Genomic DNA, 25,046 nt, shown 5'->3' on the forward strand with positions numbered 1-25,046 from the left:
ATGCGGGCCGGTCAGTTTACCTGCCGCGTCGCCACTTCGAAGCCGGCCTCGCGGGCGGTGGCGAGCAGCGAGAAATGGCCTTTGCTGGCATAGGTCAGCGGATGCGCCTTGGCCGGATCCTGCTCGGCTTCGACAACGAGCCAGCCTTCATAGCCGCGCGCGGCGAGGGGTTTCAGCAATGACAGGAAATCGACCGAGCCGTCGCCGGGCACGGTAAAAATGCCGTCCATTACCGCCGCCATGAAGCTCATGTCCTCGCGGCGTGCCCGTTCCAGCACCGCCCTGCGAACGTCCTTGCAATGGAAATGCACGATACGGTCGAGATGCCGTTGCAGCAGCGATTGCGGGTCGCCGCCCGAAAACAGGCAGTGGCCGGTATCGAACAACAGGCCGACGCTTCGGCCCGTCGCCGCCATCAGCCTGTCGACTTCATCGTCCGTCTCGACGATGGTGCCCATGTGGTGGTGGAAGGCCATGCCGACCCCGAATGCGGCCATGCGGTCGCCGAGGGCGGTCAGTTTCTCGCCATAGGACGGCCAGTCGCCGTCGGCGAGGCGCGGACGCTCGGAGATCGGTGCGAAAATGCCGTCATGGCGACCGCGCGAGGTGTCGGCGTAGACGACGATCCTGGCGCCAAGGTCGCGCAACAGCTGAAGATGTGGGGTGATCGCCGCGAATTCCTCGTCGACCGTGCGGTCGAGAATGCGGCCATCATACCAGCCGGAGACGAGTTCCAGGCCATAGGAAGACAGGAGCGGCCCAAGCACTTCGGCCTGGCGCGGAAATTTGCCGCCGAGTTCGGTGCCGCGGTAGCCGGCCAGCGCGGTTTCCGACAGGCAGGTGTCCAAGGACGTATCCCCGCCAAGCGCCGGAACGTCGTCATTGCTCCAGGTGATGGGATTGATGCCGATCTTGACCGTCATGACGCCAGGCTTTTGCGGGCTTGGGAATACAAGCCGAGCCTGCAAACTGGCGACAAAGAGGCCCTGTCACTAGGTCCAGTTCAGCCGAATCTGGCAGAACCAATTAATGGTGACCGATTCTAGTCTTCCTTTGGGCGGCCAAAAAGGGCGCGCAGTTCGTCCTTTGCGTCCTCCAGCACTTTCTTCTGCGCCGCCGGCAGGTTCTTGCCGGCGCGGTTGATGTAGAAATTCAGCATCGACATGGCGGATTGAAACGGCCCTGCCTTGCGCCGGTCGCTGTGCTCGGCCGAGCGCTTCAACGAGGCGGCGATCTTCTTGGGATCGTGGGATTCGAAGATGTGTTCCTCGAGGTCCAGCGCGTCGCTATGCCCGGTGACGTCGGCGGACCATTTCCGTTGCGCGGTCATGGCAAACTCCTTCACTAGGTCGTTGCCGGGAAAACGCCTTATGGCGCACCCCTGTTCCACTTCGGCCCGAATCCCTGGAGCCACGGATTTGCCTGTCGTGGCGCTGCTCGGCGATGCGAATGCGCCGATAGTGGTCAGAACCGCCGATTCAAGAACTGCGGACAGGAAACGCTCTTGACCCCAATCGTCTCAAGCCAGGCAGGAAGTTCAGGCATCGACAGTGCCTATGCCTGGATACGGCTGGGCATCTCGATGCTGCTGGCAAGGATCGGCGGGGTCGGCATGTGGGCGGTGGTCGTGGTGCTGCCTGCCGTGCAGGCAGAATTCGGCGTCGATCGCGCCGCTGCCTCGATGCCCTACACCGCGACCATGGTCGGCTTTGCCGCCGGTAATGTGCTGTTCGGCCGCGCCATCGACCGCATGGGGTATTGGATCCCGGCGCTGATTGCTGCGATTACACTTGGCGCCGGCTTCCTGCTGGCGTCGCTGACCAGTTCGATCCTGCAGTTCACCCTCGTCCAGGGCCTGTTGATCGGCGTTGGCTCGTCGGCGATCTTCGGGCCGTTGATCGCCGACATCTCGCACTGGTTCAACCGGCGCCGCGGCGTCGCGGTGACGGCTGCGGCATCCGGCAACTATCTCGCCGGAGCGATCTGGCCGACGGCGATGCCCTATGTCATGCAGGCGCAAGGCTGGCGCTTCACCTATGCCGCGATCGGCGTCGTCTGCCTGGTCACCATGGTGCCCTTGATCCTGCTGCTCCGGCGCGGCGCACCGCCCCAGGCGGCTCCGGGATCGCCGGGCAGCCGCGTGGTTCAGCCGATCTCCCTGTCGCCGGCGGCCTTGCAGGCGCTGCTCATCGTGGCCGGGCTCGGCTGCTGCGTGGCGATGTCGATGCCGCAAGTCCATATCGTCGCCTATTGCATTGATCTCGGCTACGGCGTGGCGCATGGCGCCGATATGCTGTCGATCATGCTGGCGGCGGGCGTCGTCAGCCGGCTTGGCTCGGGTTTCCTTGCCGATCGCATCGGCGGTGTGAAAACCCTGCTGATCGGCTCGGTGCTGCAATGCCTGTCGCTGTTGTTCTATATCCCGTTCGACGGGCTTGCCTCGCTTTATGTCGTCTCGCTGGTTTTCGGCCTGTCGCAAGGCGGCATCGTGCCCTGTTATGCGATCATCGTGCGCGAATATATGCCAGCCAAGGAAGCTGGCCAGCGCGTCGGCATCGTCATGATGGCGACCATCTTCGGCATGGCGATCGGCGGCTGGATGTCGGGCTGGATCTACGATCTGACCGGCTCCTATGCCGCCGCGTTCCTCAACGGCATTGCCTGGAACCTGCTGAATATTTTTGCCATGGTGCTGCTGCTGTGGAAGGCCCGGCGCAGCGCTGCTGTGGCGGCCTGAAGCACAGCGGTACGGATACAGTCTCTCCGGCCGTCGCTTGACAACAGCCGAAGGCTGCGCGACGCCAGACAAGGTGTGGCAACGGGCCAGTTTGGCATGGCAGCAGTTTCAAAAACGCTGAACATCGTTTCACGGTCGCGTGTGGGCGGTTGCCCGGCGTCCGGACGAGTACGGTGATCAAGCCGCGCTCACGCCGCGGCGGCGGCCGCCCGACCATCGCCGACGTCGCCCGCAAGGCCGGCGTCGGCGCCATTACCGTATCGCGCGCCCTGCGTGAGCCGGGGCGTGTCTCGGAAGATCTGCGCCGCCAGATCGAGTCGGCCGTGAACGAGCTCGGCTATGTGCCCGACCCGAATGCGCGGGCGCTGGCTTCGGCGCGCGCCGAGGTCTTTGGCGTTCTGGTGCCGTCGCTTACCAACAACGTCTTTGCCGAAGTGGTGCGCGGCATCTACGACAGCCTGTCGGACGGCCCTTTCCGGATTCAGCTCGGCAACACCCACTATTCCGGCCTTGAGGAAGAGCGGCTGCTGCAGGTGTTTGGCCCGCAACGCCCGGCGGCGCTGATCGTGGCCGGCATCGACCAGACGCCGGCCTCGCGAAAACTGCTGGAAACGGCGGGCTGTCCGGTGGTGCAGGTGATGGAGACCGGGCCCGATCCGGTCGACATGATGGTTGGTTTCTCACATTTCGAGGGCGGCAGGGCGGCTGCGGAACATCTGATCGAGGCAGGCTATCGCCGGATAGGCTTCATCGGCGCGCGCATGGATCCGCGCTCGCAGCGGCGCTTGGCCGGCTATCGCGCGGCGATGGAGGCGGCCGGCCTGTTCGATGCGCGGCTTACCACCACCACGCCGGTGCCCTCCAGCGTCACCCTCGGCCGCGAATTGTTCCGCGACGCGCTGGCCAAGGTGCCGAGCCTCGACGGCGTGTTCTGCAACAATGACGATATAGCACTCGGGGTGCTGTTCGAATGCCACCGCGCTTCGATCGCCGTACCGAAGACGATCGGCATCGTCGGCTTCAACGATCTCGACATGATGGAGGTGGCTTTTCCGTCGGTCACCAGCGTTCGGACGTATCGCTACGAGATCGGCCGGCGGGCGGTCGCCATGGCGCTTGCGGCGATCGAAGGCAACAGGCCGGAACAGCGGGTCGTCGACCTCGGCTTCGAACTCAAGCGGCGTGAAAGCACGGCGCGCTGAAGCGCGCTTCAACGCAATGGCGCTTTACACTACGTCATGGTAGCGCTACCAATTATCGCCGGGCGGTACTTCGCTCAGAAGATGGGGGGCTGTTTATTATACATAAGCGACAGCTCATGCTTGTTTATTATGTATAATATGATAGTTTTTGCGGGACTAGCCGGGCAACAAAGGAGGGGATCGGGTCGGCATTCGGCCACCTGAACGCGCGACGGGTACGGCGGGAGGTGCCGGGCCGGAAAAGCGCAAATTCATCGGCGTAACAACAAACAAAACTGCAACTGGGAGGAATATCGATGATCAAGTCACTCGTTGGCGGTATCGTTGCCGCCACTGCTTTCGTCATGCTGAGCTCGTCGGCGATCGCCGATCCTGAAATCGTCAAGGGGCCATCGGCCGAGCCTGACTGCTTCGCGCCCTGGTCGGCCGATACGCAGTTCTTCAAGTTCCCCAAGAAAGACGGCCCGTACCGCATCGCTCTGGCCAACGGCTATATCGCCAACACATGGCGCATCCAGATGGTGCAGACGGCAAAGGCCTATGCAGCGCAGCCGGAGGTCGCGGCCAAGCTCAAGGAATTCAAGGTGGTCTCGACCGGCGAAGACGTGCCGGCCCAGATTTCGGCAATCAACAATTTCATCGATTCCGGCTATGACGCGATTGTCGTCAACGCCCAGAACCCGACCGCATTCGGTCCTGTCATCAAGCGGGCCAAGGAAGCCGGCGTGGTGCTGGTCGCCTTCGACAACATCCTCGACACCAAGGATGCCATCAACGTCAATGTCGACCAGAAAGGCCTTGGCGAATTGTGGGGCAACTGGCTGGTCAAGCACGTGCCGAACGGCGGCAAGGTGCTGGAAGTGCGTGGCGTAGCCGGCACATCCGTCGATACCGACCGTCATAACGGCATCCACGAGGTTCTCGACGCCTCCGGCAAGAAATGGGATGTCACCGAGGTCGTCGGCAAGTGGGATGACGGCGTTGCGCAAAAGGCTACGGCCGATGCTATTGCCACCAACGGCCCCTTCGACGGCATTACCGGACAGGGCGGCGATACCGGCATCGTGCAGGCGATGATCGATGCCAAGCATCCGTTCGTGCCGTTCGGCGGCGAGACGGAGAACGGCTTCCGCAAATTCTGCGCCAAGTTCGCCGCTGATGGCCTGAAATGCTCGTCGGCCGGCACCGGCCCGGCTCAGGTGGCGGTTGCCATCAAGACGGCGATTGCAGCACTTGAAGGGCAGGTCGTGCCGCAATCGATCAAGCTGCCGCTGGCGATCGTCGAGGATCCGAACTTCAAGGAAGGCCAGGACTACTTCCCCGACCAGTCCGACAATTTCTTCGTCGGCAATTCCTTCCCGACCTGCGGCATCAATTTCACGGCGCAGGAAATCATGGGCCAGAGCAAGGAAAACCAGTAAACTCCGACAGCCCGACGCCGCGGGCGATCCCGCGGCGCCGGCGCTCGACATCCTGATTGCCAAGCGCCTGGGGAGGGCCGATGGACGGTGCGGTTCCGCTCTTCCGCATGGAAGGCATATCCAAGCGCTATGGCGGCGTGCGCGCGCTGGAGAAGGCCGAACTGTCGGTCACTCCAGGCAGCATCCACGCCATCCTCGGCGAGAACGGCGCCGGCAAATCGACGCTGATCAAGGTCATGGCGGGGGTCGTCGCGCCCGACGAGGGCCGCATGATGCTGGACGGGAACGAAGTGAGCTTCGCTTCGCCGGCCGCTGCCAACCAGGCCGGCATCGTCTGCATCTTCCAGGAACTGTCGCTCGTCCCCGAACTCAGCGTTGCCGACAACATCGTCATTTCCGATCCGCCGAAGCGTTTCGGCATGATCGACCGCAAGGCGCAGCGCCGCATCGCCGAAGAAGCCCTGGCTCGCGCCGGCGCTTCCGATATCCATCCGCTGGCGCTGGTCAAGGATCTTCCTCTTTCACGAAGGCAGATGGTCGAGATCGCCAAGGCACTGGCGCGCAAGCCACGCATCCTGATCCTCGACGAGGCGACCTCGGCGCTGACCGCGGCCGACGTCGCCAGGGTTTTCGCCGTGTTGAAGCGGCTGCGTTCGGAAGGGCTGGCGCTGCTCTACATCTCGCACCGCATGAACGAGATCGCCGAGCTGGCCGACCAGTGCACGGTGTTCCGCAATGGCCGCAATGTCGCCAGCTACGCGGCCGGCACCAAGAGCGACAACGAGGTCGTCGAACTGATGATCGGGCGCGAATACAGCCACATCTTTCCGCCCAAACCCGCGCGGGCGGCTGCCGCAGCCACGCCGGTTCTAGAGGCGCGCAACCTGTCCTGGACGGATCGGCTGCACGATGTCTCGCTATCGGTCGGGGCGGGCGAGGTGGTCGGGCTCGGCGGCCTCGACGGCCAGGGCCAGCGCGAATTGCTGCTCGCCTTCTTCGGTGTGCTGCGTGGCCTGTCGGGCCAGATCCTGATCGACTGCACGCCGGTGGCGATCGCCAGTCCGGCCGCGGCGCGTGACGACCGGATCGGCATGGCGCTGATCCCGGAGGATCGCAAGACGGAAGGGTTGATGCTGCCGATGACGGTGCGCGAAAATCTCTCCTTCGCCGCCCTCGACCGGTTGTCCAGGGCCGGCATCATCGATCGCGCCGCCGAGCAGCGGCTGATCGACGACATGGTCGGTCTTCTGGCGATCAAGACGGCCGGCCTCGATATTCCGGTCGGCGCGCTATCCGGCGGCAACCAGCAGAAGGTCGTCATCGCCAAATGGCTGATGCGGCAGCCGCGCATCATCCTGCTCAACGACCCGACGCGCGGCATCGATGTCGGCACCAAGCAGGAGCTGTACCAGTTGTTGCGCAAGCTTGCCGACCAGGGTGCGGCGATCCTGTTCTATTCGACCGACTATGACGAGCTGATCGGCTGCTGCGACCGAGTGCTGGTGCTCTATGACGGCGCGGTCAAGCGCGAACTGGTCGGCGCCGAAATCACCGAGAGGGCGCTGATTGCCAGCGCGCTCAACATTCACGAAGAGATGCCAAGGCAAGGAGCGGACGCGTGAAGGATTGGCGCTATTGGCTCGCCGAACAGCGCGGAACGCTGCTGGCGTTCGGCATCTTCGTTGTCATGTTCATCATTTACACCTCGAACCATCCGGCGGGCTTCACCGCCAATGTCGTGCAGACGGCGTCGAACAAGGGCGTGCTGCTCGCCTTCGTTGCGATGGCGCAGACGCTGGTGGTGATCACCGCCGGCATCGACCTCTCCGTCGGCATGATCTTCACCCTGACCAATTGCCTGGCCTCGTGGCTGGTCGTCGGCACCGGCCTCGAGACCGCCTTCGGCGTCATCGCCGTGCTCGGCACCGGGCTGCTGTGCGGGGCAATCAACGGCGCCATCGTCATCTATGGACGCCTGCAGCCGATCGTCGCCACCATTGCCACCGGTGCGGTCTATTTCGGCATCGCCCTGCTGCTTCGGCCGTTTCCGGGCGGCTCGGTCAATGAAGGGCTCGCCGATGCGCTGACCGGGCGCCTGTTTGGTATTGTGCCGGCGAGCCTAGTGACGCTGCTGGCGGTCGTGCTCGTTGTCTGGGTGCCGTTCAGCCGGTCGGTGCTCGGCCGCGCCGCTTATGCAGCCGGCTCCTCGGAGATGGCGGCCTACATGTCCGGCGTGCCGATCCGGCGTGGAAAGTTCGCCGCCTATACGCTTGCCGGGCTGCTTGCCGCGATCGGCGGGCTGTTCCTGACGTTCTTCACCTATACCGGCGATGCGGCCTACGCCAGCGGCAACGCCTATACGCTGTTTTCGATCGCTGCGGTCGTGCTTGGCGGCGTGTCGCTGTTCGGCGGCAAGGGCAGCGCCATCGGCGCGATCTTCGGCGCTCTTGCCTTCCGCACCATCGGCGACCTGCTGTTCGTCTTCGATTTCGATCCGCTCTGGCAGCCTCTATTCCAGGGCGTCATCCTGCTGATCGCGGTCAGCCTCGGCGCCTTCGCCCTGTTTCGGGTCCGCAACCGGCTGGAGTGGTTCCTGTGAGCGAAACGACTGTGAGCGGTCTCGCCGGCCGCATGCCGAAATTCCTCCGCCGCGCCGACCCTGCGGTACTGACGGCGTTCGCCTGTATCGTGCTGCTGCTGTTCCTCGGCAGCCTCTATTCGCGCAGCTTCCTGTCGCCTGAATACCTTTTGCAGCAGCTCAAGGTGGCGTCGTTTCTCGGCGTCATCGCCACCGGCATGATGCTGGTCATCCTGCTCGGCCAGATCGACCTGTCGGTACCCTGGTCGGTGGCGGCCGGCGCGATGATGGCCTGCGCCGCGGCCGCTTATGGGCCGGTCGGTGTGGCGCTTGCCATTCCGTTCGGCATCTTCTGCGGTGTTCTGATCGGCGTCGTCAACGGCATCGGCGTCGCCTATTTGCGCATTCCCTCGATGATCATCACGCTTGCCACCAACGCCGTCGCGCAGGGGCTGATGGTGGTCTACACGGGCGGTTTCTCGCCGCAGGATTCGGCGACCGGTGCGATGCGCTATCTGGCGACCGGCTTTGCTGTTCCTGGCGTGCCTAACGCCGTTCTCATCTGGGCACTGATCGGCGCCGCAATGGTGTTCGTGCTGACCCGCACCGGCTTCGGCCGCACCGTCTATGGCATCGGCAACCGCGAGCGTGCCGCCTATCTTTCCGGCATCGACACAAGGCGCGTGGTGATGATCGCCTTTGCGGTTTCGGGCGGGCTCTCCGCCTTCGGCGGCGTGCTTTTGGCCGGCTATGCCTCCAAGGCGGCACAGTCGATGGGCGACGCCTATCTTCTGCCGTCGATAGCAGCGGTGGTGCTCGGCGGCACCTCGATCCTCGGTGGGCGCGGTTCCTATCTCGGCACCGTCGCTGGCGTGATCCTGATCACGCTTTTGCAATCCATTCTTTCCGTCATGCAGATGCCGGAGGCGGGACGGCAGATCATCTATGGCGTCGTCATCGTCGCCATGCTGCTGCTCTATGGCCGCGCGCCGGCAAGCCGCTGACCTGCATGACCGGGAAGGATGTGGCATATAAGCCGGCGAGCACTGGACGAGCGACACCCGCCATCGTGGTGATGGGCGTTGCCGGCTGCGGCAAGTCGGTCGTCGGTGAAGCGCTTGCAGCGGCATTGGGCGCCCTCTTTATCGAGGGCGACAGGCTGCATCCGCCCGAAAACGTCGCGCGCATGGCGAGCGGGCAGCCGCTTACCGACGTGCTGCGCGAGGGCTGGCTCGACGCGATCGGCCAGCGCATGGCAGCATCGGTCGCAAGCGGGCGAGGTGTCGTCGCCGCCTGCTCGGCGCTGAAGCGCAGTTATCGTGATCGCCTGCGCGGCTTTTGCGCGGATATCGTTTTCGTTTACCTGGAGATCGACCCGGCAACGGCCAAACAGCGCGTAGGCAGTCGCAAGGGTCATTTCATGCCGGCAAGCCTGGTTGACAGCCAGTTCGCCACGCTTGAGGCGCCAGCGGCGGACGAGGCGGCAATGACCTTGGATGGCACGCGTCCGGTCGCCGATACCGTGGCGACCGCCTTGAGCCTGCTCGCGCGCTAGATCTGCGACGTCAGTTCGACCGGGAAATCGTCATTGTCGGCATCGCGCATGGCGGCGAGGCTACGGTTGTCGAGCACCTCGGCGATCGCCTGACGCACCTCCAGCATCATGTGCCGGACCTGGCAGGTCGCCTCGTCGCAATCCTCGCAACGCTGGTATTGCGTGCGGCTGGCGCAGGGGATCGGCGCCAGCGGCCCGTCGAGGACGCGCACGACATGGCCGATCTTGATCTCGGAAGCCGGCCGGGCGAGGCGATAGCCGCCTTCCTTGCCCTTGCGGCTCTGGACGAAGCCGGCGTTGCGCAACTCGCCCAGGATGGCATCGAGGAATTTCTTCGGGATGTTGTTGGCGACCGCGATGTCATTGACGAATGCGAGCTGGCCGACCGGCAGGCCCGACAGATGCACGAGGGCCTTGAGGCCATATTTGCCTTTTTTGGTAAGCATGCCCGAACCAACCCATAAAGCCCCAACCACCCGCATCTGGCGGCTGTTTGTGTGCAAATAATGACGGTTTGGCCGTGCGATGCAGTTCGCTCAGACAGGCCGCCCGACGACATATTGCGCGCAAACGCGTTGATTCTTCGTAACGCTTTGGCGGGCGGGCGGTCCGGAACGTGCGGAAGCTGCAATTTCGGTGGGCAAAATGAAGGAAAGGCCGGCAAGCGCCGGCTTTCAATCGTTGGCGACGTCAGCGGCTGCCGTAAGTCTGGTCGAGCAGGCCGCCCGCTGCAAAATGCTCGGCCTGGACCTTGGCCCAGCCGCCGAAGACCTCCTCCACCGTCAGCAGCCGGACGTCGGGAAACTCAGCCTTGTATTTGGCGGCGACCGCCGGGTCGCGGGCCCGCAAGCCGTTGCGGGCGGCGATGTCCTGGCCCTCCGGCGTATAGAGGAAGTCGAGATAAGTCTTGGCAAGATCGCGCGTGCCATGCTCGTCGGCGACCGTGTCGACGATCGCCACCGGAAATTCCGCCAACAGGCTGACCGAAGGCGTCACCTGCTCGAACTTGTCCTCGCCGTACTCCTTGCGGACGCCGCGCGTTTCCGACTCGAAGGTGATCAGCACGTCGCCGATTTCGCGCTGCACGAAGGTGGTGGTCGCGGCGCGTCCGCCGGTGTCGAAGATCGGCACGTTGTTGAACAGCTTTGTCACAAACTCCTTCACCTTGGCATCGTCGCCCTTGAAGGCTTCCTTGGCGTAGGCGGTGGCCGCGAGATAGGTATAGCGCGCATTGCCGGAGGTTTTCGGATTGGGGAAGATCACCTGGACGTCGTCGCGGACGAGATCGTTCCAATCCTTGATGTGCTTCGGATTGCCGGCGCGCACCAGGAAGGAGGGCAGCGAATAGAAGGGCGAGGCGTTATCCGGAAAGTCCTTCTGCCAGTCGGCGGAGATGAGGCCCTTCTTGACCAGGAAGTCGATGTCGATGACCTGGTTGAACGTGACCACGTCGGCGCCGAGGCCTTCGGCGATGGCGCGCGCCTGCGCCGAGGTTCCGGCATGCGACTGATCGATGGTGACGCCGGGGTGGCCGGCAACGAACGCCTTGTTGACCTGCGCAAACAGTTCGCGACCGACATCGTAAGAGGCGTTCAGCAATCTGTCGGCCGACCAGGCTTGGGAGGATGCGAGGACCAGGCCGGCCAATGTGGCGACGCCAAGCAAAAATCGCTTCATGAAAACAGGGCTCCAATGCGGTACGCTTATTGCCGGACCATAGCGGCAAGGCCTCGTGCGCGACGAGGCACGCAGAGCGGCCCCTCGACGTTATCGCGAGAAAAAGTAGTCCCGCTGTGGGCGATTTCTAGTTTTTTCTTTCAAGCAGAGTCTCAGGACAGCTTGGCAGGGTGCCGATGCCGTCGGCGTGTACGATGGTTCCCGGCCGGCCAACGCGGCGCAATGCGATTGCATCGCCCCGCTGTCTGGCATATACAAATAGTATATACAAGGAGCTGTTGTCATGCCTCAACACCGCCATTCAACAACCCCGCCGAAAGAGGCAAAGCTGTTTCGTAACAATCGCAGCCAGGCGGTGCGCATTCCTGTCGAGTTCGAACTTCCCGGCGAAAAGGTCTTGATCAGCCGTGAAGGCGACCGCCTGATCATCGAGCCGGTCCGCAAGCCTGGCCTCACCGCACTGCTCGCGCAATGGGCGAAAGAGCCACCGCCCGGTGTCGAGGAAGACTTTCCCGATGTCGAGGATATGCCTGTCAAATCCGAGGAATTTTTTTGATGCGGTTCATGCTGGACACGAACATTGTCAGCGACATGATCCGAAATCCGGCCGGGAAAGCCGCAAGCGCTGTCCTGCGCGTGGGAGATGCCGCCGTGTGTACCAGCGTCGTGGTCGCGTCGGAACTGCGATATGGCTGCGTCAAGAACAGATCGGCCAAGTTGCACAAGAAGGTCGAGGAATTGCTGGCTGAGATTCCCGTCTTGCCGCTCGATGTGCCGGTGGATGCCGAGTACGGCGCGATTCGCGCAGAACTGGAAGGCAGGGGCCAGACCATCGGCCAAAACGACCTTTTTATTGCTGCTCACGCCCGTGCGCTGGGAACTACCCTGGTGACGGCCAACACCGGGGAGTTCAACCGGATCAAAGGCCTGAAGGTCGAGAACTGGCTGGTGTAACGCCTGATAGAAGATCAAGCAGCCGGAAAAAGCTTCCAGCGCCGCGGCCGAAAAGCCACGCGACTTTTCTGCGCCGCAGGATGGTCGACGGGCAATTCGATCTCGACCCGCTGGCGCTCGCCGCCGATTTCGAGTTCTACCCTTCGGGTGCCGGCGACGCGGCGGCTGGCGGCGACCGTGCCGGCGATGCATCCGTTGCATTCTTCCACCAGATCGACGTCGTGCGGGCGGAAGAACAGCGTCGCTTCGCCTTGCGGTGCGTGCGGCGCGGAAAGCCCGATCGGCCGGTCGGCGATCCAGACCTGGCCGTCCTCGACCTTGACCGGAATCGAGCTCGATTCGCCGATGAAGCCGTAGACGAAGGGCGAGTTCGGCGTGTCGTAGATCTCGTCGGCGGTGCCGACCTGCTCGATGCGGCCCTGGCTCATCACCACGACGCGGTCGGCAAGCTCCAGCGCCTCTTCCTGGTCATGGGTGACGAAGACCGTGGTGTGGCCGGTGGCGTCGTGGATGTCGCGCAGCCAGCGGCGCAGTTCGCGGCGCACCTGGGCATCGAGCGCGCCGAACGGCTCGTCGAGCAAAAGCACGGCCGGTTCGATCGCCATGGCGCGGGCCAGCGCCACGCGCTGGCGCTGGCCGCCCGAAAGCTGTGCCGGATAGCGTTTTTCCAGACCGGAGAGCTGAACGAGGTTGAGGAGTTCCGAGGCGCGGCGGCGGATTTCCTTTGCCGACGGGCGCGACGGCCCGTGCCGGACCTTGAGTCCGAAGCCGATATTGTCGGCGACCGTCATATGGCGAAACAGCGCATAGTGCTGGAAGACGAAGCCGACATTGCGCTCCTGGATCGACTTTTGCGAGGCATCCTCTTCGCCGAAGAAGATCTTTCCGCGGGTCGGCCGCTCCAATCCGGCAATCAGCCTGAGCAGCGTCGTCTTGCCGGAACCGGACGGTCCCAGCAGAGCGATCAGTTCTCCCGACTTGATGTCGAGCGAAACGTCGCGGAGGGCCGGAAACCGCTCAAACTCCTTGCGCACGTTGGCAACGCGAACTTCCATGCAAATCCCTTTTGTAGTTGATGCATGTCGTTATCCCAAAACCGGTTCCCACTTTTGGGCGACATGCATTTTGTCAGTGTCCGCGCGTCGCGGCGATCTCGGCGCCGTAGCGCATCTCGAGAAGTGTTTTCAAGACCAGCGTGACGAGCGCCAGGCCGGCAAGCAGCGAAGCGACGGCAAAGGCGGCGGCGGCATTGTACTCGTTATAAAGGATTTCGACATGCAGCGGCATGGTGTTGGTCAATCCGCGTATGTGGCCGGACACCACCGAGACCGCGCCGAACTCGCCCATGGCGCGGGCATTGCACAGCAGCACGCCGTAGAGCAATCCCCATTTGACGTTGGGCAACGTCACGTACCAGAACGCCTGCCAGCCATTGGCCCCGAGCGACAGGGCCGCCTCCTCATCGCCATTGCCCTGTTCCTGCATCAGCGGGATCAATTCTCGGGCGACGAAGGGGAAGGTGACGAAGATCGTGGCCAGCACGATGCCTGGCACCGCAAACAGGATGACGATGCCATGCGCCCTGAGCCAGGCGCCGAGCAGGCCTTGCGCGCCGAACAAGAGCACGTAGACAAGCCCCGAAATGACCGGCGAGACGGAAAAGGGCAGGTCGATCAGCGTGGTCAGGAACGCCTTGCCCTTGAATTCGAACTTGGCGATGGCCCAGGCGGCGGAAATGCCGAAGACGATGTTGAGCGGCACCGAGATCGCCGCGACCAGAAGCGTCAGGCGGATCGCCGAGCGCGTATCCGGTTCGCCTAGCGCCTGTGTGTAGGCCTCGATGCCCTTGGCGAAAGCTTCCTTGAAGACGATGATCAGCGGCAAGAGCAGGAAGATGGCAAGGAACGCAAACGTTAGGGCCATCAGCACGGTTCTCGCCGTGCGGCTTTCCGTCACCGCCGGCGACTGGCTTTCATGGTGCGGCGCGTAGGATTTGATCTCCGGGTCAGCCATAGCGCTTGCGGCTCCAGGTCTGCACCAGGTTGATGACCAGCAGCATCACGAAGGACAGCGCCAGCATGATCGCCGCGATCGCGGTCGCCGCCGCATAATTATATTCCTCCAGCCGGATGACGATCAGAAGCGGTGCGATTTCGGATTTATAGGGCAGATTGCCGGCGATGAAGATGACGGAACCGTACTCGCCGACGCCGCGCGCGAAGGCCAGCGCGAAACCGGTGACGATGGCCGGCGCCAGTCCGGGAAGCAGAACGCGGCTGATGATCTGGAAGCGATTGGCGCCGAGCGTGGCGGCCACTTCCTCTACCTCCTTGTCGATCTCCTCCATGATCGGCTGGACGGTGCGTACGACGAAGGGCAGGCCGATGAAGATCAGCGCAATTACGATGCCAAGCGGCGTGTAGGCGACCTTAATGCCGAGCGGCGTCAGAAGGCTTCCGATCCAGCCGTTCGGTGCGTAGAGCGTGGTCAGCGCAATGCCGGCGACCGCTGTCGGCAGCGCGAAGGGCAGGTCGACCATGGCATCGACGATGCGGCGGCCGGGAAAGCTGTAGCGCACCAGTACCCACGCGACGATCGTGCCGAAGACGACGTTGACAGCGGCGGCAATGAAGGCGGTGCCGAAGCTGATCTCAAGCGCGTTGATGGTGCGGCGGTCGGTGACGATCGCCCAAAAGTCGGTCCAGCCGAGCGCCGCCGAGCGCCAGATCAGCCCGGACAGGGGAATGAGGATGATGAGGGTGAGGTAGGCAAGCGAGAAGCCGAGCGTCAATCCGAAACCCGGAATGACGCTCGGCTGTCTGAACCGCCACCCCGCCTTGGCGGGTGCTGTGGTCATGTCGTCCTGATCTAAATGCTACTGGGCCGGCTTGTAGATCTGGTCGAATATACCACCATCGCCGAAATGATAAGGCTGTGCCTTCTTCCAGCCGCCAAAAAGCGGGTCGTCGATGGTGATCAGCTTGATCTCAGGCAGCTTGGCAAGGTCCTCCGCCGGCACCAGGTCGGGTTTCGAAGGGCGATAATGGTTCTTGGCGATGATCGTCTGGCCCTCCTTGGAATAGAGATAGCTCAGATAGGCTTCGGCAACTTTGCGTGTACCTTTGGCGTCGACATTGGCGTCGACCACGGCGACCGGCGGCTCGGCCAGGATCGAGGTCGGCGGGTAGACGATATCGAAATTGTCGGCGCCGAACTCATCGAGCGCCAGATAAGCCTCGTTTTCCCAGGCGAGCAGCACGTCGCCCAGCCCTTTTTGCGCGAAGGTCACGGTGGCGCCGCGCGCACCGGTGTCGAGAACCGGGACATGCGCATAGAGATTGCCGACGAATTCCTTGGTCTTGGCCTCGTCGCCGCCATCCTTGGAGCTGGCATAGGCCCAGGCGGCGAGATAGTTCCAGCGCGCGCCACCGGAGGTCTTGGGATTCGGCGTGATCACCTGGACGTCCTCCTTGACCAGATCGCCCCAGTCATGGATGCCCTTGGGGTTTCCCTTGCGGACGAGAAAGATGATGGTCGAGGTGTAGGGCGCCGAATTGTTTTCGAATTTCGTCCGCCAGTCTGGATTGATCTTCTTCGCTTTCGAAACGATGGCGTTGATATCGCCTTCGAGCGCCAGCGTCACCACGTCGGCGTCGAGGCCGTCGATCACGGCGCGAGCCTGCGCGCCGGATCCGCCATGTGACTGCTGGACGGTGACCGTCTCGCCTGTCTCTGCCTTCCAGTGGGCAATGAAGGCCTCATCGAATTGCTTATAGAGCTCACGCGTCGGATCATAGGACACGTTGAGAATGGTGGTGTCGGCAAACGCGAAACCGAGCGTGCCGAACTGGACGGATGTGGCGACCAGTGCGCCGAGCAGTTTCCTGAAATGAGGTTTGGTCATTTCCGCCTCCGTTGAACTCGCGCCAAATCTACCGAATTGATAGAATTTAGATGCAATCAATGTTGCCTTTTTTGGCTCATTGAAGCAATTTTTCGCCTGGTTTGGGCGATGCGAGGAACTATTTTCCCGCATGGACCATGATCGCGCTCCCGACGCGATTAACTAGAGACGGCCAGCTCTTCGGCAATGGCTGCGTGTCGTCTGAACGAGGTTTCGGCAGCTTATTCGCCGGTAACGGGAAAGTTGAAGCGCTCTCTTGGAAACGGCTCGTTTTCCAGCGTGAAGTGCCACCATTCGCGTGGGTAATTCTTGAAGCCGCCGGCGCGCATCGCCTCGACAAGTCTTTTGCGGTTAGCCGCGGCTTCATCGTCTATCGCTCGGTGAGCCGTTTCGCTCGCCGGATCGAAACAGTCGAAACCGGTGCCGAAATCGAGCGTGTCGGCATCGGTCGCGCCGCAGGCCGGTTTCGGAGCGCTCGTGCGGCCGGCCTGTTTTTTATGGTTGACCCCGGCGATCGCGACATCGACCGTCGATCCGCGCGAATGGGTGGACAGTTCGCCGATATAACCCTTGGCGATGAGATCCTTGCGCTTGACCTTTGGATACCATTGCGGGTCCGGTGGCCCGCCCGTTTTTGTCCATTCACTCATGTCGGAGACAGCCCGCGCAGGGCGGTAGCAGTCGAACACGACCAGCGTCAGCCCTTCGGCAGCAATCGCTTTCTGCACTGCCGAAAGCGCTTGCGCCGCTTGCCTGGTGAGGACGCATACCGGCGCATCGTAGCCGCTTACCTTGCGATGCAGGAAATTTTCGAGGCCGGCATAGCGGATATCCTGCCGGATACTGGGATCGATGTCGGCCAGCCGAACAAAGCCGGCGGGGAGGGTGTCAGCAAAGGCCGAGGAAATACCGGCGGCCGAAAGCAAGGCGTAAAACCCAATCTCCTGAATCACCTGCCGAAATCTATTCAAGGGAAATTTTCACTCGACAAAAACCTTTACGCTAGCCGCGCGTCCCGCCGCGTCGATCACGGTCAGGGTCGAATAGCCGGCGCCGTCCGGCTGCCAGGTTGCGGTGCGCCGCCGGTCGATGCCGACCAGCGGCTTGCCGTTGGCCAGCCAGCGGAATGGTGCGCGGCCGCCCTGCAGCTTGAGGACCAGCGGCGAGGCGTCGGCCGAGGAAGTGCCGAGATCGACGCGGGCGCCGTCGGGCGGAAAGATGATGGTTGGCGCAGGTTCGGTCGGCGTCGCCTGCACCAGCCCATCGGTGCCGGCGCCGAAGCGCGTCAGCGTCACCGGCAGCTCCTCGCGTTTGGGACGCCGGACGCCGGACGGCTGGCTTGGCAGTGGTACGGCGGCCAGGCCGGAACGGACAAAGCCTTCGAACAAGATGGGCGCCGCCGAGATGTAGCCGGACAGGCCGGGCACCGCGCCGGCGTCGGGGCGGCCGACCCATACGCCGAGCACATAGCGGCCGTCAAAGCCGACCGACCAGGCGTCGCGATAGCCGTAGGAGGTGCCGGTCTTGTAAGCGATGCCGCGTTGGGCGGCACCCGGAGGCGGCTTGACGCCTGACAGGATGTCGGTGATCTGCCAGGTCGCCTGTCCGTCGAGGATGGTGGTGGTCGAGCGTTCGGCATTCTCCGGCTCGGTGCCGTCACGCAGCGTGTGTGCCTTGCCGCCATTGGCAAGGCCTGCATAGAGCTGAACCAGGTCGCGCAGTGTCATCCCGACGCCACCGAGGCCGATTGCCAGGCCAGGCGCCTCGTTGACGGGCAGTACAGGGGTCACATCGGCCTGGCGAAAGCGCGCCATCAGCCGGGCCGGGCCGACCGCGTCGAGCACGCGGATCGCCGGAACGTTGAGCGACAATTGCAGCGCCTGCCTGATGCTGACATCGCCCTGATAGCCCATGTCGAAGTTCTTCGGCCGGTAGCCGGAGAAATCGGCTGGGCTGTCCTCGATCAGCATCTCCTGCGCCACCAGGCCTTGTTCGAAGGCGAGACCATAGATGAACGGCTTCAGCGTCGAGCCAGGCGAGCGAACGACTTTGGTCATGTCGATCCAGCCCGAACGAGTGGCATCGAAGAAATCGGCAGAGCCGACCTCGCCAAGGATATCGCCGGTGCGGGCATCGGCCAGCACCATGGCCACCGAGAGGCGAGGGCCGAGCCTGGCGGCTGCATCTTTCGCCACCTCCTCCAGCCCTTCCTGGACACTCTTGCGGATCGTCAGTTGCAGCTTCTGGCCGGGGATGGCCTTGGGCAGCATTGCATAGGCCGCATGGGCAGCGAGCGCCGGCAAAGTGCGCCGCAGCCCCGACACATCGTCGAGCGCGGCACGCGCGGCCTCACGTTCGCCGAGCAGGCCTGCCGAGACCATGCGGGTCAGCACCCTGTCGCGGGCAGCGTGGGCAATCTCGAGATTGCGATCAGGGCGTCGCTTTTCCGGCAATTGCGGCAAGGCGACGAGCAGGGCGGCCTCCGAGACCGTCAGCCGTTTCGGCTCCTTGCCGAAATAGGCGAGCGAAGCGGCGCGCACACTTTCGAGATTGCCGCCATAGGGCGCCAGCGTCAGATAGCGTTCGAGGATCTCGCGCTTGGAAAGCCGCCGTTCGATTTGCAGGGCGCGCAGCATCTGCTTGATCTTCGAGCCGAGGCTGCGGCTGTCGCGTGGCTCGATCAGGCGGGCGAGCTGCATCGAGAGCGTCGAACCGCCGGAGACGATATGGCCGCTGGTCGCGAACTGGCCGGCGGCACGCGCCAGTGCCAGCACGTCGATGCCTTGATGACCCCAGAAACGCTTGTCCTCATAGGTGACCAGCATGTCGACGAACTGCTTGTCGACCTGGTCCAGGCTGGTAGCGAGCCGCCAGTAGCCGTCCGGCGTAGCGAAGGCGCGCAGCAGTTGGCCGTCTCGGTCCTGCACCTCGGTCGAGACCGTCAAAGCAGCCGGCAGCGGCGGCGGAAATGCGCGGTCGAGCTGCCAGAGGGCGATGGCGGTGATTGCAGCGAGACCGGCCAAGGAAATGCCCGTGATGGCCGCTCGGCGCAGGAACTTTCTGGAGAGCATGGCGCCGCCTCTCATCCGCCTGCTGGCACCTTCTCCCCGTTTAGTGATGGGGAGAAGGGGGCTGTCGCGACCCTTGGCGCCTTTTCTGCGGCGTCAAAGTTCGGCGAAAACTTCGGCGCATGGCTCTTCCTCCCCGTCTCTATATGGGAAGAAATGCCCGGCAGGGCAATGAGGGGCAGCGCCATCGCCATATTCCTATCCGCCTTTTTTGCCTTACGGCGCCTTGACCTCCATCATGCCGGTGGCGGTGCGGGCCGAATATTGCGGCCGGTACATGTCCTCGATCGTTGCCGCCGGGTGGGCATAGGTGCCCGGCGTCACCGCGCGCACGACGTAGGCGAGCGTGATGTTGCGGTCGCCGTCGCCGTCGTTGGGATTGAACGCCGCGACGAAACGGTCGTCGCGGAATTCGAGATGGGCGGCATCGGTCTGAGCCAGCCAGGAGAAGTTCGTCAACTGAGCGCTGGAGACCAGGCCCGGATTGTCGATCTCGAAGCCGGCCGGCAGCAGGTCGGTGATCAGCAGCCGCGAAGGCCAGGTGTTCTGCTCGTAAACCTTGAGCACGACGACATAGCGTTCGTTCTGCTTGACCTCCGTCACGTTGGCCTCTGTGCCGTCGAGCTTGTAGTAGGTACGGCTGATGGTAAAGCCCTTGCCGCCGGCCGGCAGAGGCTGGATCGGCGAGGCCACAGTGGTGACGACCGCCTGCAGCGGATTTCTGCCGGTATTAACGATGGTCAGCGGACTGTCGGCCAGGTCGCCACCGGCGATCTGGTCCGAATAGCCGCCGGCATGCGGTGCGCCGTTGACGGTCAGCGCGATCGAATCATTGCCGGCCTTCAGCGCCCGGGCCGCCAGCAGCATCCAGGACTCGTCCTGCGTGCTGGTCCACCTAGCGTCGGCGCGTTCCCTGGTCACCAACTGGATCAGCGCCGGCACGATGGTCGGCACCGGCTTGCTTTCCGCGGCAAGCGCCAGGATCGCCGCGCCGTCACGCAGCGGCGAGCCATAGTCGGATCGGTAATAGTCATATTCGGGTGTCGACTTGGCCAGTTGCAGCGCGGCCTGGAAGGTTGCCTCCGAGCGCTGCGTGTCACCGTAGAGCGCGAGAGACGCCGCCAGCTGGGCGACGGCCATCGGGCTGGTAAAGGCCTCGAGCTGGGTGTCGGCATAATAACGCAGATCGCCGGCCGAGGCCTTCTTGTTGCGGGCAAGCACATAGAGCGCGTAGGCGATCTCGCTGCCACGATCCTGGACGTCCTGATCGTAGCCGATCGCGTTCTGCAGATTGCTCAGCGCCTGGTTCATCGCCAAGGCCGGCACGTCGTACTTCTGCTCGCGCGCCCGGGTCAGGAAATCGGTGACATAGGCGTCGAGCCACAGATCGCCGGAACCCGGACCCCACAGGCCGAAGCTGCCGGCCGATGCCTGGTAGCTCAGCACCTTGTAGATGGCGTCCTGGACGCGGCCATGCAGATCGGGGTCGCTGGCCATGCCGATGCCGGAAGCCATGTCGTTGACGTAGAGAAGCGGCATGGCGCGGCTGGTGGTCTGTTCAGCGCAACCATAGGGATAGCGGTCGAGCGTCATCAGCAGCGACGGCACGTCGAAGGCAGCCGCCTGCGAAACGCCGACGCTGACCGAAGCGCCATCGAGCAGGCTTGCCGCCAGCAGTTCCTTGTCGACGCGCAGCGCGCCGCCATTGCCCTTGAGGTCAACGACCATGCGGGTGGTCACCGGCAGTTGCGCCGGGCGCACCGGCACATAGAGCGTCTGCTCGACGGCGGTGCCGTCGGCATGCGCAAGCCTGATGGTGATCGAGGCGTTGCCTGCGGTCTGCGCAATCAACGGCACGGTCAGTGTCTGCCGCTTGCCTTTGGCGAGCGTCAGCTTTTCAGGCAAGGCGGCATTGCCGGTTGACAGGTCGCCTGTCGTGTTGACGGTCAGCTTGTAGTCCCCTGCGGGGCCGTCGGTGTCGGCGACGTCGAGCCGCATGACGGCGGAATCGCCGGGCGCCAGAAAGCGCGGCAGGCCTGCGGTGATTACCACCGGATCACGCACGATGACGTCGGACTGGGCATGGCCAACCGCTTCCTTGGTCCAGGCGACGGCCATGACGCGCACGGTGCCGTTGAACTGCGGAATGTCGAAGTCGATCTGCGCCTTGCCGTCGGCGTCAAGCTGGACCGGGCCGGAGAAGAAGGCGACCAGCTTTTCGGTCGGCGGACTGCCTTGCGATTGCATGTTGGCGCCGTCGCCGCCGGTGCGCAGCTTACCGGTTGTGCCCAGCGAGCCGTCGATCAGCCGGCCATAGATGTCGCGAACCTCGAGACCGAGCATGCGCTGCCCGAAGAACCAGTTCTCCGGATCCGGTACCTTGTAGTTGGTCAGGTTGAGGATGCCGACGTCGACGGCCGCGACCATGACATAGGCGTTGGTGCCGGGCTGCACGCCGGCAACGGCGACCGGGATCGACAGCTGCTGGCGCGGCATGGTCTTGCCCGGCGTCGCCAAGCTGACCGCAAGCTTCCGCGAGCCGGGATCGAGCTTCAGCCATTTGACGCCGATGGCGCGCGCCGGCATGCGTGTCTCTTGCGCATCGCCCGGCCTGAATAGCGTTGCCGTGACGTAGGCGCCGGCGCCCCAGTCGTCGCCGACCGGGATGTCGACAGTGCTGCCGCCGGCCGGCACGCTGGCGGTGACGGTCTTCAGGAGCTTGTCGGCGCCGATGGTGACGAGCAACTCGCCGGCAAAGTGCGGCGACACTTTGAGCTTGGCCACTTCACCCGCCGCATAGGTATCCTTGTCGAGGGCGATCTCGAGGCCGTCGGGCGTTTCGGTGGTGGTGGAACTGACATACCAGCCGGCGTCGAACTCATAGCTGGTGGCCGGGCCTTCCGGATCCGCTGTCTCGATCTCGAGCCGGTAGCGGCCCCAGTCGACCGGCAGCGACACCGTAGCCTCGCCATCGGCGCTCAGGTCGACCTGGCCGTTGGCCACCGCCTTGGTGAAGGTGACCGGCTCATAGTTCCAGGAGTTGCTCGAGCGATACCACTGGTAGCTGCGCTCGACCTTGACCAACGACCACTGTGCGCCCTTCAGCGCCTCACGCTTGCCGTCTGGGTCGACGGCGACCAGGCTGAACTTGGCCGTGCCGCCTTGCGGCACCTCGTCTCCGTCGAAATCCGGGCGGATGCCGATCATGTGGCCCTGCGGGCGGATGCCGATATTCAGCGAGCGCTCGACGGCACGGCCGCCGGTTTCACGCATCCTGACCGTGATCTTGGCATCGACCAGCTTGGTGGTGGATGGCAATTGATCGACGGAGACCGGGAAGGTCGCCTTGCCGTCCTCGCCGACCACCGGCAGGCCAGTGAAGGGCGTCACTGTCGGTTCAGCCGACTGTTCGTCGGCGAGACCGAAGGAATAGCCTTTGAAGCGGTCCCAATCGCGGGCGGTCGACAGCGTCAATTCGCCTTCGAGCGCGAGGCCCGCGGCCGGCGCGCCGTAGAGAAAGCGGCCGTCGACGGTAATGTTGGCGGTCTCGCCCTGGGCGATCTCCTGCTTGTCGGAGGACAGGTCGAACTCGATGCGGTCCGGTACGAAGTCCTCGACCAGGAACATCTGGCTGGCAACCGCCGCCTGCTTGGGATCGGTATGGATCGCCACCGTCCAGGTGCCGCGCATGGCGTTGGGTTCCAGCGGCAGATCGACCGCGTGACCACCGGCCGACGCGCCGTCGCTGACGATGCGGCGGTCCTCGACGCCGTCGGGCCGCGAGAAGATGAAGGTCAGCGGCAGGTTCTCGACCGCCTTGGCGGCACTGTCGCGGGCAAGAGCCGCGACATGGACATCTTCGCCGGCGCGGTAGATGCCGCGCTCGGTCCAGGCATAGACGTCGAGCGCGCCAGGTGCCGGCCGTCCGGCGACGCCACGGTCGGACAGGTCGAAGCCGGCGCGGCCCATATCGAGGAAGACGAAATCGTCGTCGCCCTGTTTGGCCATCAGCACGGCCGGCGCCATGCCGCTGTCGCCGCGCGTCAGGCCGGGATTGAACACCGCCCGCCCTTCCGCGTCGGTGGTCGCGGTGCCGAGGATTTCATTGTTCCTGGCCAGCAGCGTCAGCTCGGCGCCGGCAATCGGCTTGGCGGTTGCGAGCGAACGCGCAAAGACGTTCAGTCCATCCTGTCCGGTATAGGTCGACAGGCCGATATCGGAGACGACGAACCATTGCGTGGCGTGCGAATCATAGTCGTCGCTGCGATCGTCGACGGCTTGTGCGGTCAGCACATAGACGCCGGGCTTGCGCTTCGGCAACGCCTCATCGATTGGGAAGGAGGTGGTGACTTCCTTGTTGAGGTCGTTGGCGATGTCGAGCTGGCCCTGCCAGACCGGCTCGCCCATCTGTTCGGAGATGTTCGAAATGTCGTAGCCGTCAAGCTGGCGCAGGAACTGATATCCCGACAGAAGTTGGGCCAGCGAGCGGTCGCCGATGCGGAAGAGCTTCATTTCGGCGGCATTTATGTTGACGGTGACGACCGGTATGCCGCGGCGTGCGCCGGCGGGCAGCACGAAGCTGTCGCCGGTGAAGCGGGCCGAAGGCGCGCGGTCCTGCACATATATCGATAGAACCACCGGTGCCGCGGTGACCTCGCCAATGGCGGCCGGCAGGCCGGCGCGGAAGGTCACGTCATAATGTTGGCCGTGCTCGAGCCCTTCGACGCAGATCTGCTTGTCCTTGGCTTCGACGCCCTTGGGAGCGGCGTTGTCGACAGTAACGAACTGCGAGTAGTCGACGCCGGTCTTGACCAGCTCCTCGGAGAACTGCGCGCAGATGCGTGGCGCGCTGGTGTCGGCATCGACGGTATGATCGATGACGCGGAAGCCCTTGCGGGCCTTGAGATCCTGGTAGGCGGCCCTGACTGCCGGCGAATTGACGAGAGCGAGGCTCGCCTCGTAGGCCTGCAGGGCCGGCCTGTAGAGATCGCGGCGATCAAGGCCGTCCCCGAGCAGCGCCAGCACGTCGGCGCGCGTCCTGGTGGTGCGCAGCAATTTGTAGGCATTGAAGGCGGCGGAAGTGGCGTTCGCCGGCAGCGTCGACGGCTCCGAACTGTTGGCGGTCGGATGGACGGCAAGCGTTTCGCGCGCCAGCTCGAGCCAGAGCTGGCCGTCATCAGGCAACGCCGAAACCGCCGCCTCGTATTTGTGCATGGCCGCGCGATGATCGCCCGTCAGCGCCGACTGTTCGGCGGCGGCCCTCAGCGCCGTCAGCCCCTCGGTCGGCTTGGTGTAGGTCGGGCCAGTGAGCTTGTTGCGGTATTGCTGGGCCTGGTCTGCCATCCAGTTCGGGAAGAAGGCGAGTTCGGGTGGCGCGCCGATGTCGGGATCGCCATCGATGTTGACGACCTTGCCGGCGACGGCGCCGCTGAAGGGTTTCAACGAGTTGTAATCGGATTTAAGAAAGCACCATTTGGCCTTGAGGTTGTAGGTGAAGGCGCGGCAGGCCGGGTCGCCGAGGCAGGTGGTCTTGCACTGGTCGAGGCTGACATTCTGGTCGGATCTGAGATCGAAACCGAAATAGTCGGAATTGTCCGATGTCACCACCCGCCGGGCTTCGGCCGCTTGCGCGACACCGCTCCAGGCAAAAAAGAGAAGGAAAAGAATCGATAGACCACGAGCCGCGCGCATTGCCATAAACCCCTCCAGACAAGTGCTGACGTCCAGAAATCTTCAAGCTTCAGTGGCGCTTGTCAACATCAGGACGCGGCAGGATCCGCCTGCCAACGGTTTGCTTTCCGGCCGATGACCGGTAGTAGCTCCATAGGACAGGGGATCACGCTTTCTTGCGGCGACGCAGAAGGTGTGAGTTCCAAGCCCTGTCTATTTCAGCAATTGGATTGTGGCCCCTTTACGAGTGCTTCAGAACTTCATTCCAATTTTAGGTTTG

At 63.6% G+C, this 25,046-nt stretch carries 20 protein-coding genes; 9 read left to right on the forward strand and 11 right to left on the reverse strand.

From position 1 onward, the window contains the following. Positions 1-11 precede the first annotated feature (11 nt). Positions 12-923 carry a myo-inosose-2 dehydratase gene (iolE, locus tag NKJ17_RS06065; RefSeq protein WP_352687511.1) on the reverse strand — a complete coding sequence of 304 codons (912 nt, stop codon included), beginning with the start codon at positions 921-923 and terminating at the stop codon, positions 12-14. Between the two features lie 119 nt (positions 924-1,042). Beyond that, a complete protein-coding gene (locus NKJ17_RS06070) occupies positions 1,043-1,330 on the reverse strand; it encodes a DUF3175 domain-containing protein (protein ID WP_352473504.1) in 288 nt (95 codons plus the stop codon). Positions 1,331-1,504: 174 nt separating this feature from the next. Between NKJ17_RS06070 and NKJ17_RS06075 the strand changes: the two genes are divergently transcribed. The 7 genes from NKJ17_RS06075 to NKJ17_RS06105 all read left to right on the forward strand — a co-directional run bounded on the left by NKJ17_RS06075 (position 1,505) and on the right by NKJ17_RS06105 (position 9,493). Further along, entirely contained in the window at positions 1,505-2,737 is a 1,233-nt protein-coding gene (locus tag NKJ17_RS06075) for an MFS transporter (RefSeq protein WP_352687513.1), read from the forward strand. 173 nt (positions 2,738-2,910) lie between these two features. Further along, positions 2,911-3,939 (forward strand): HTH-type transcriptional regulator GntR, encoded by a 1,029-nt coding sequence (gene gntR, locus NKJ17_RS06080; protein WP_352687515.1) that lies wholly within the window; start codon positions 2,911-2,913, stop codon positions 3,937-3,939. Between the two features lie 296 nt (positions 3,940-4,235). Further along, positions 4,236-5,360, forward strand: a complete 1,125-nt coding sequence (locus tag NKJ17_RS06085) for a sugar ABC transporter substrate-binding protein (protein WP_352687517.1) — start codon at positions 4,236-4,238, stop codon at positions 5,358-5,360. A gap of 80 nt (positions 5,361-5,440) precedes the next feature. Further along, on the forward strand, positions 5,441-6,982 hold the full coding sequence (locus NKJ17_RS06090) for a sugar ABC transporter ATP-binding protein (protein ID WP_352687519.1): 1,542 nt from the start codon (positions 5,441-5,443) through the stop codon (positions 6,980-6,982). After that, positions 6,979-7,959 carry an ABC transporter permease gene (locus tag NKJ17_RS06095; RefSeq protein WP_352475436.1) on the forward strand — a complete coding sequence of 327 codons (981 nt, stop codon included), beginning with the start codon at positions 6,979-6,981 and terminating at the stop codon, positions 7,957-7,959. The genes NKJ17_RS06090 and NKJ17_RS06095 overlap by 4 nt, the downstream gene beginning before the upstream one ends. Continuing rightward, complete coding sequence (locus NKJ17_RS06100) at positions 7,956-8,942, forward strand: ABC transporter permease (RefSeq protein WP_254819072.1); 987 nt, start codon at positions 7,956-7,958, stop codon at positions 8,940-8,942. Before NKJ17_RS06095 ends, NKJ17_RS06100 begins: the two co-directional genes overlap by 4 nt. A 5-nt stretch (positions 8,943-8,947) precedes the next feature. Continuing rightward, a complete protein-coding gene (locus NKJ17_RS06105; RefSeq protein ID WP_352687521.1) occupies positions 8,948-9,493 on the forward strand; it encodes a gluconokinase in 546 nt (181 codons plus the stop codon). On the opposite strand, the gene NKJ17_RS06110 is transcribed toward NKJ17_RS06105, so the two are convergent. Together NKJ17_RS06110 and NKJ17_RS06115 are read right to left on the reverse strand one after the other, a co-directional pair. Then, positions 9,490-9,939 (reverse strand): RrF2 family transcriptional regulator, encoded by a 450-nt coding sequence (locus tag NKJ17_RS06110; RefSeq protein ID WP_006202816.1) that lies wholly within the window; start codon positions 9,937-9,939, stop codon positions 9,490-9,492. The two genes, NKJ17_RS06105 and NKJ17_RS06110, sit on opposite strands and share 4 nt — an antisense overlap. A 244-nt stretch (positions 9,940-10,183) precedes the next feature. Then, positions 10,184-11,170, reverse strand: a complete 987-nt coding sequence (locus NKJ17_RS06115) for a sulfate ABC transporter substrate-binding protein (protein WP_352687523.1) — start codon at positions 11,168-11,170, stop codon at positions 10,184-10,186. Positions 11,171-11,453: 283 nt separating this feature from the next. Here NKJ17_RS06115 and NKJ17_RS06120 point away from each other — a divergent pair, with 283 nt between their 5' ends. Both NKJ17_RS06120 and NKJ17_RS06125 read left to right on the forward strand, forming a co-directional pair. Further along, the gene (locus tag NKJ17_RS06120) at positions 11,454-11,726 is read left to right on the forward strand and encodes an antitoxin (protein ID WP_254819069.1); all 273 of its coding nucleotides are present in this window, start codon (positions 11,454-11,456) and stop codon (positions 11,724-11,726) included. Beyond that, on the forward strand, positions 11,726-12,124 hold the full coding sequence (locus tag NKJ17_RS06125; RefSeq protein ID WP_502896130.1) for a type II toxin-antitoxin system VapC family toxin: 399 nt from the start codon (positions 11,726-11,728) through the stop codon (positions 12,122-12,124). Before NKJ17_RS06120 ends, NKJ17_RS06125 begins: the two co-directional genes overlap by 1 nt. Before the next feature lie 14 nt (positions 12,125-12,138). Here the strand turns inward: NKJ17_RS06125 and NKJ17_RS06130 are convergent, their stop codons facing one another. From NKJ17_RS06130 to NKJ17_RS06160, 7 genes are all read right to left on the reverse strand, one after another. Further along, positions 12,139-13,179 carry a sulfate/molybdate ABC transporter ATP-binding protein gene (locus NKJ17_RS06130; RefSeq protein WP_254819067.1) on the reverse strand — a complete coding sequence of 347 codons (1,041 nt, stop codon included), beginning with the start codon at positions 13,177-13,179 and terminating at the stop codon, positions 12,139-12,141. Between the two features lie 73 nt (positions 13,180-13,252). Then, positions 13,253-14,137: a sulfate ABC transporter permease subunit CysW gene (gene cysW, locus NKJ17_RS06135; protein WP_352687527.1), complete on the reverse strand. Its 885-nt coding sequence runs from the start codon at positions 14,135-14,137 to the stop codon at positions 13,253-13,255. Beyond that, complete coding sequence (gene cysT / locus NKJ17_RS06140) at positions 14,130-14,981, reverse strand: sulfate ABC transporter permease subunit CysT (RefSeq protein WP_023720880.1); 852 nt, start codon at positions 14,979-14,981, stop codon at positions 14,130-14,132. Before cysT ends, cysW begins: the two co-directional genes overlap by 8 nt. Positions 14,982-14,999: 18 nt before the next feature. Next, the gene (locus tag NKJ17_RS06145; protein WP_254819065.1) at positions 15,000-16,028 is read right to left on the reverse strand and encodes a sulfate ABC transporter substrate-binding protein; all 1,029 of its coding nucleotides are present in this window, start codon (positions 16,026-16,028) and stop codon (positions 15,000-15,002) included. 221 nt (positions 16,029-16,249) lie between these two features. Then, positions 16,250-16,981 (reverse strand): M15 family metallopeptidase, encoded by a 732-nt coding sequence (locus NKJ17_RS06150; protein ID WP_352687529.1) that lies wholly within the window; start codon positions 16,979-16,981, stop codon positions 16,250-16,252. A gap of 27 nt (positions 16,982-17,008) precedes the next feature. After that, positions 17,009-19,099: a penicillin-binding protein 1C gene (gene pbpC, locus NKJ17_RS06155; protein WP_352687530.1), complete on the reverse strand. Its 2,091-nt coding sequence runs from the start codon at positions 19,097-19,099 to the stop codon at positions 17,009-17,011. 213 nt (positions 19,100-19,312) lie between these two features. Then, a complete protein-coding gene (locus NKJ17_RS06160) occupies positions 19,313-24,793 on the reverse strand; it encodes an alpha-2-macroglobulin family protein (protein WP_352687531.1) in 5,481 nt (1,826 codons plus the stop codon). Positions 24,794-25,046: the final 253 nt, after the last annotated feature.

This window comes from Mesorhizobium sp. M0208 (assembly GCF_040322015.1).
Classification (GTDB): Bacteria; Pseudomonadota; Alphaproteobacteria; order Rhizobiales; family Rhizobiaceae; genus Mesorhizobium.

Excerpts from the sequence above, each read along its gene's own strand:
- iolE (WP_352687511.1), bottom strand. The coding sequence starts at position 923 with ATGACGGTCAAGATCGGCATCAATCCCATCACCTGGAGCAATGACGAC.
- NKJ17_RS06160 (WP_352687531.1), bottom strand. The coding sequence starts at position 24,793 with ATGGCAATGCGCGCGGCTCGTGGTCTATCGATTCTTTTCCTTCTCTTT.
- NKJ17_RS06130 (WP_254819067.1), bottom strand. The coding sequence starts at position 13,179 with ATGGAAGTTCGCGTTGCCAACGTGCGCAAGGAGTTTGAGCGGTTTCCG.
- NKJ17_RS06145 (WP_254819065.1), bottom strand. The coding sequence starts at position 16,028 with ATGACCAAACCTCATTTCAGGAAACTGCTCGGCGCACTGGTCGCCACA.
- NKJ17_RS06090 (WP_352687519.1), top strand. The coding sequence starts at position 5,441 with ATGGACGGTGCGGTTCCGCTCTTCCGCATGGAAGGCATATCCAAGCGC.
- pbpC (WP_352687530.1), bottom strand. The coding sequence starts at position 19,099 with ATGCTCTCCAGAAAGTTCCTGCGCCGAGCGGCCATCACGGGCATTTCC.
- cysW (WP_352687527.1), bottom strand. The coding sequence starts at position 14,137 with ATGGCTGACCCGGAGATCAAATCCTACGCGCCGCACCATGAAAGCCAG.
- NKJ17_RS06105 (WP_352687521.1), top strand. The coding sequence starts at position 8,948 with ATGACCGGGAAGGATGTGGCATATAAGCCGGCGAGCACTGGACGAGCG.
- NKJ17_RS06070 (WP_352473504.1), bottom strand. The coding sequence starts at position 1,330 with ATGACCGCGCAACGGAAATGGTCCGCCGACGTCACCGGGCATAGCGAC.
- NKJ17_RS06115 (WP_352687523.1), bottom strand. The coding sequence starts at position 11,170 with ATGAAGCGATTTTTGCTTGGCGTCGCCACATTGGCCGGCCTGGTCCTC.
- NKJ17_RS06120 (WP_254819069.1), top strand. The coding sequence starts at position 11,454 with ATGCCTCAACACCGCCATTCAACAACCCCGCCGAAAGAGGCAAAGCTG.
- NKJ17_RS06110 (WP_006202816.1), bottom strand. The coding sequence starts at position 9,939 with ATGCTTACCAAAAAAGGCAAATATGGCCTCAAGGCCCTCGTGCATCTG.
- NKJ17_RS06085 (WP_352687517.1), top strand. The coding sequence starts at position 4,236 with ATGATCAAGTCACTCGTTGGCGGTATCGTTGCCGCCACTGCTTTCGTC.
- NKJ17_RS06125 (WP_502896130.1), top strand. The coding sequence starts at position 11,726 with ATGCGGTTCATGCTGGACACGAACATTGTCAGCGACATGATCCGAAAT.
- cysT (WP_023720880.1), bottom strand. The coding sequence starts at position 14,981 with ATGACCACAGCACCCGCCAAGGCGGGGTGGCGGTTCAGACAGCCGAGC.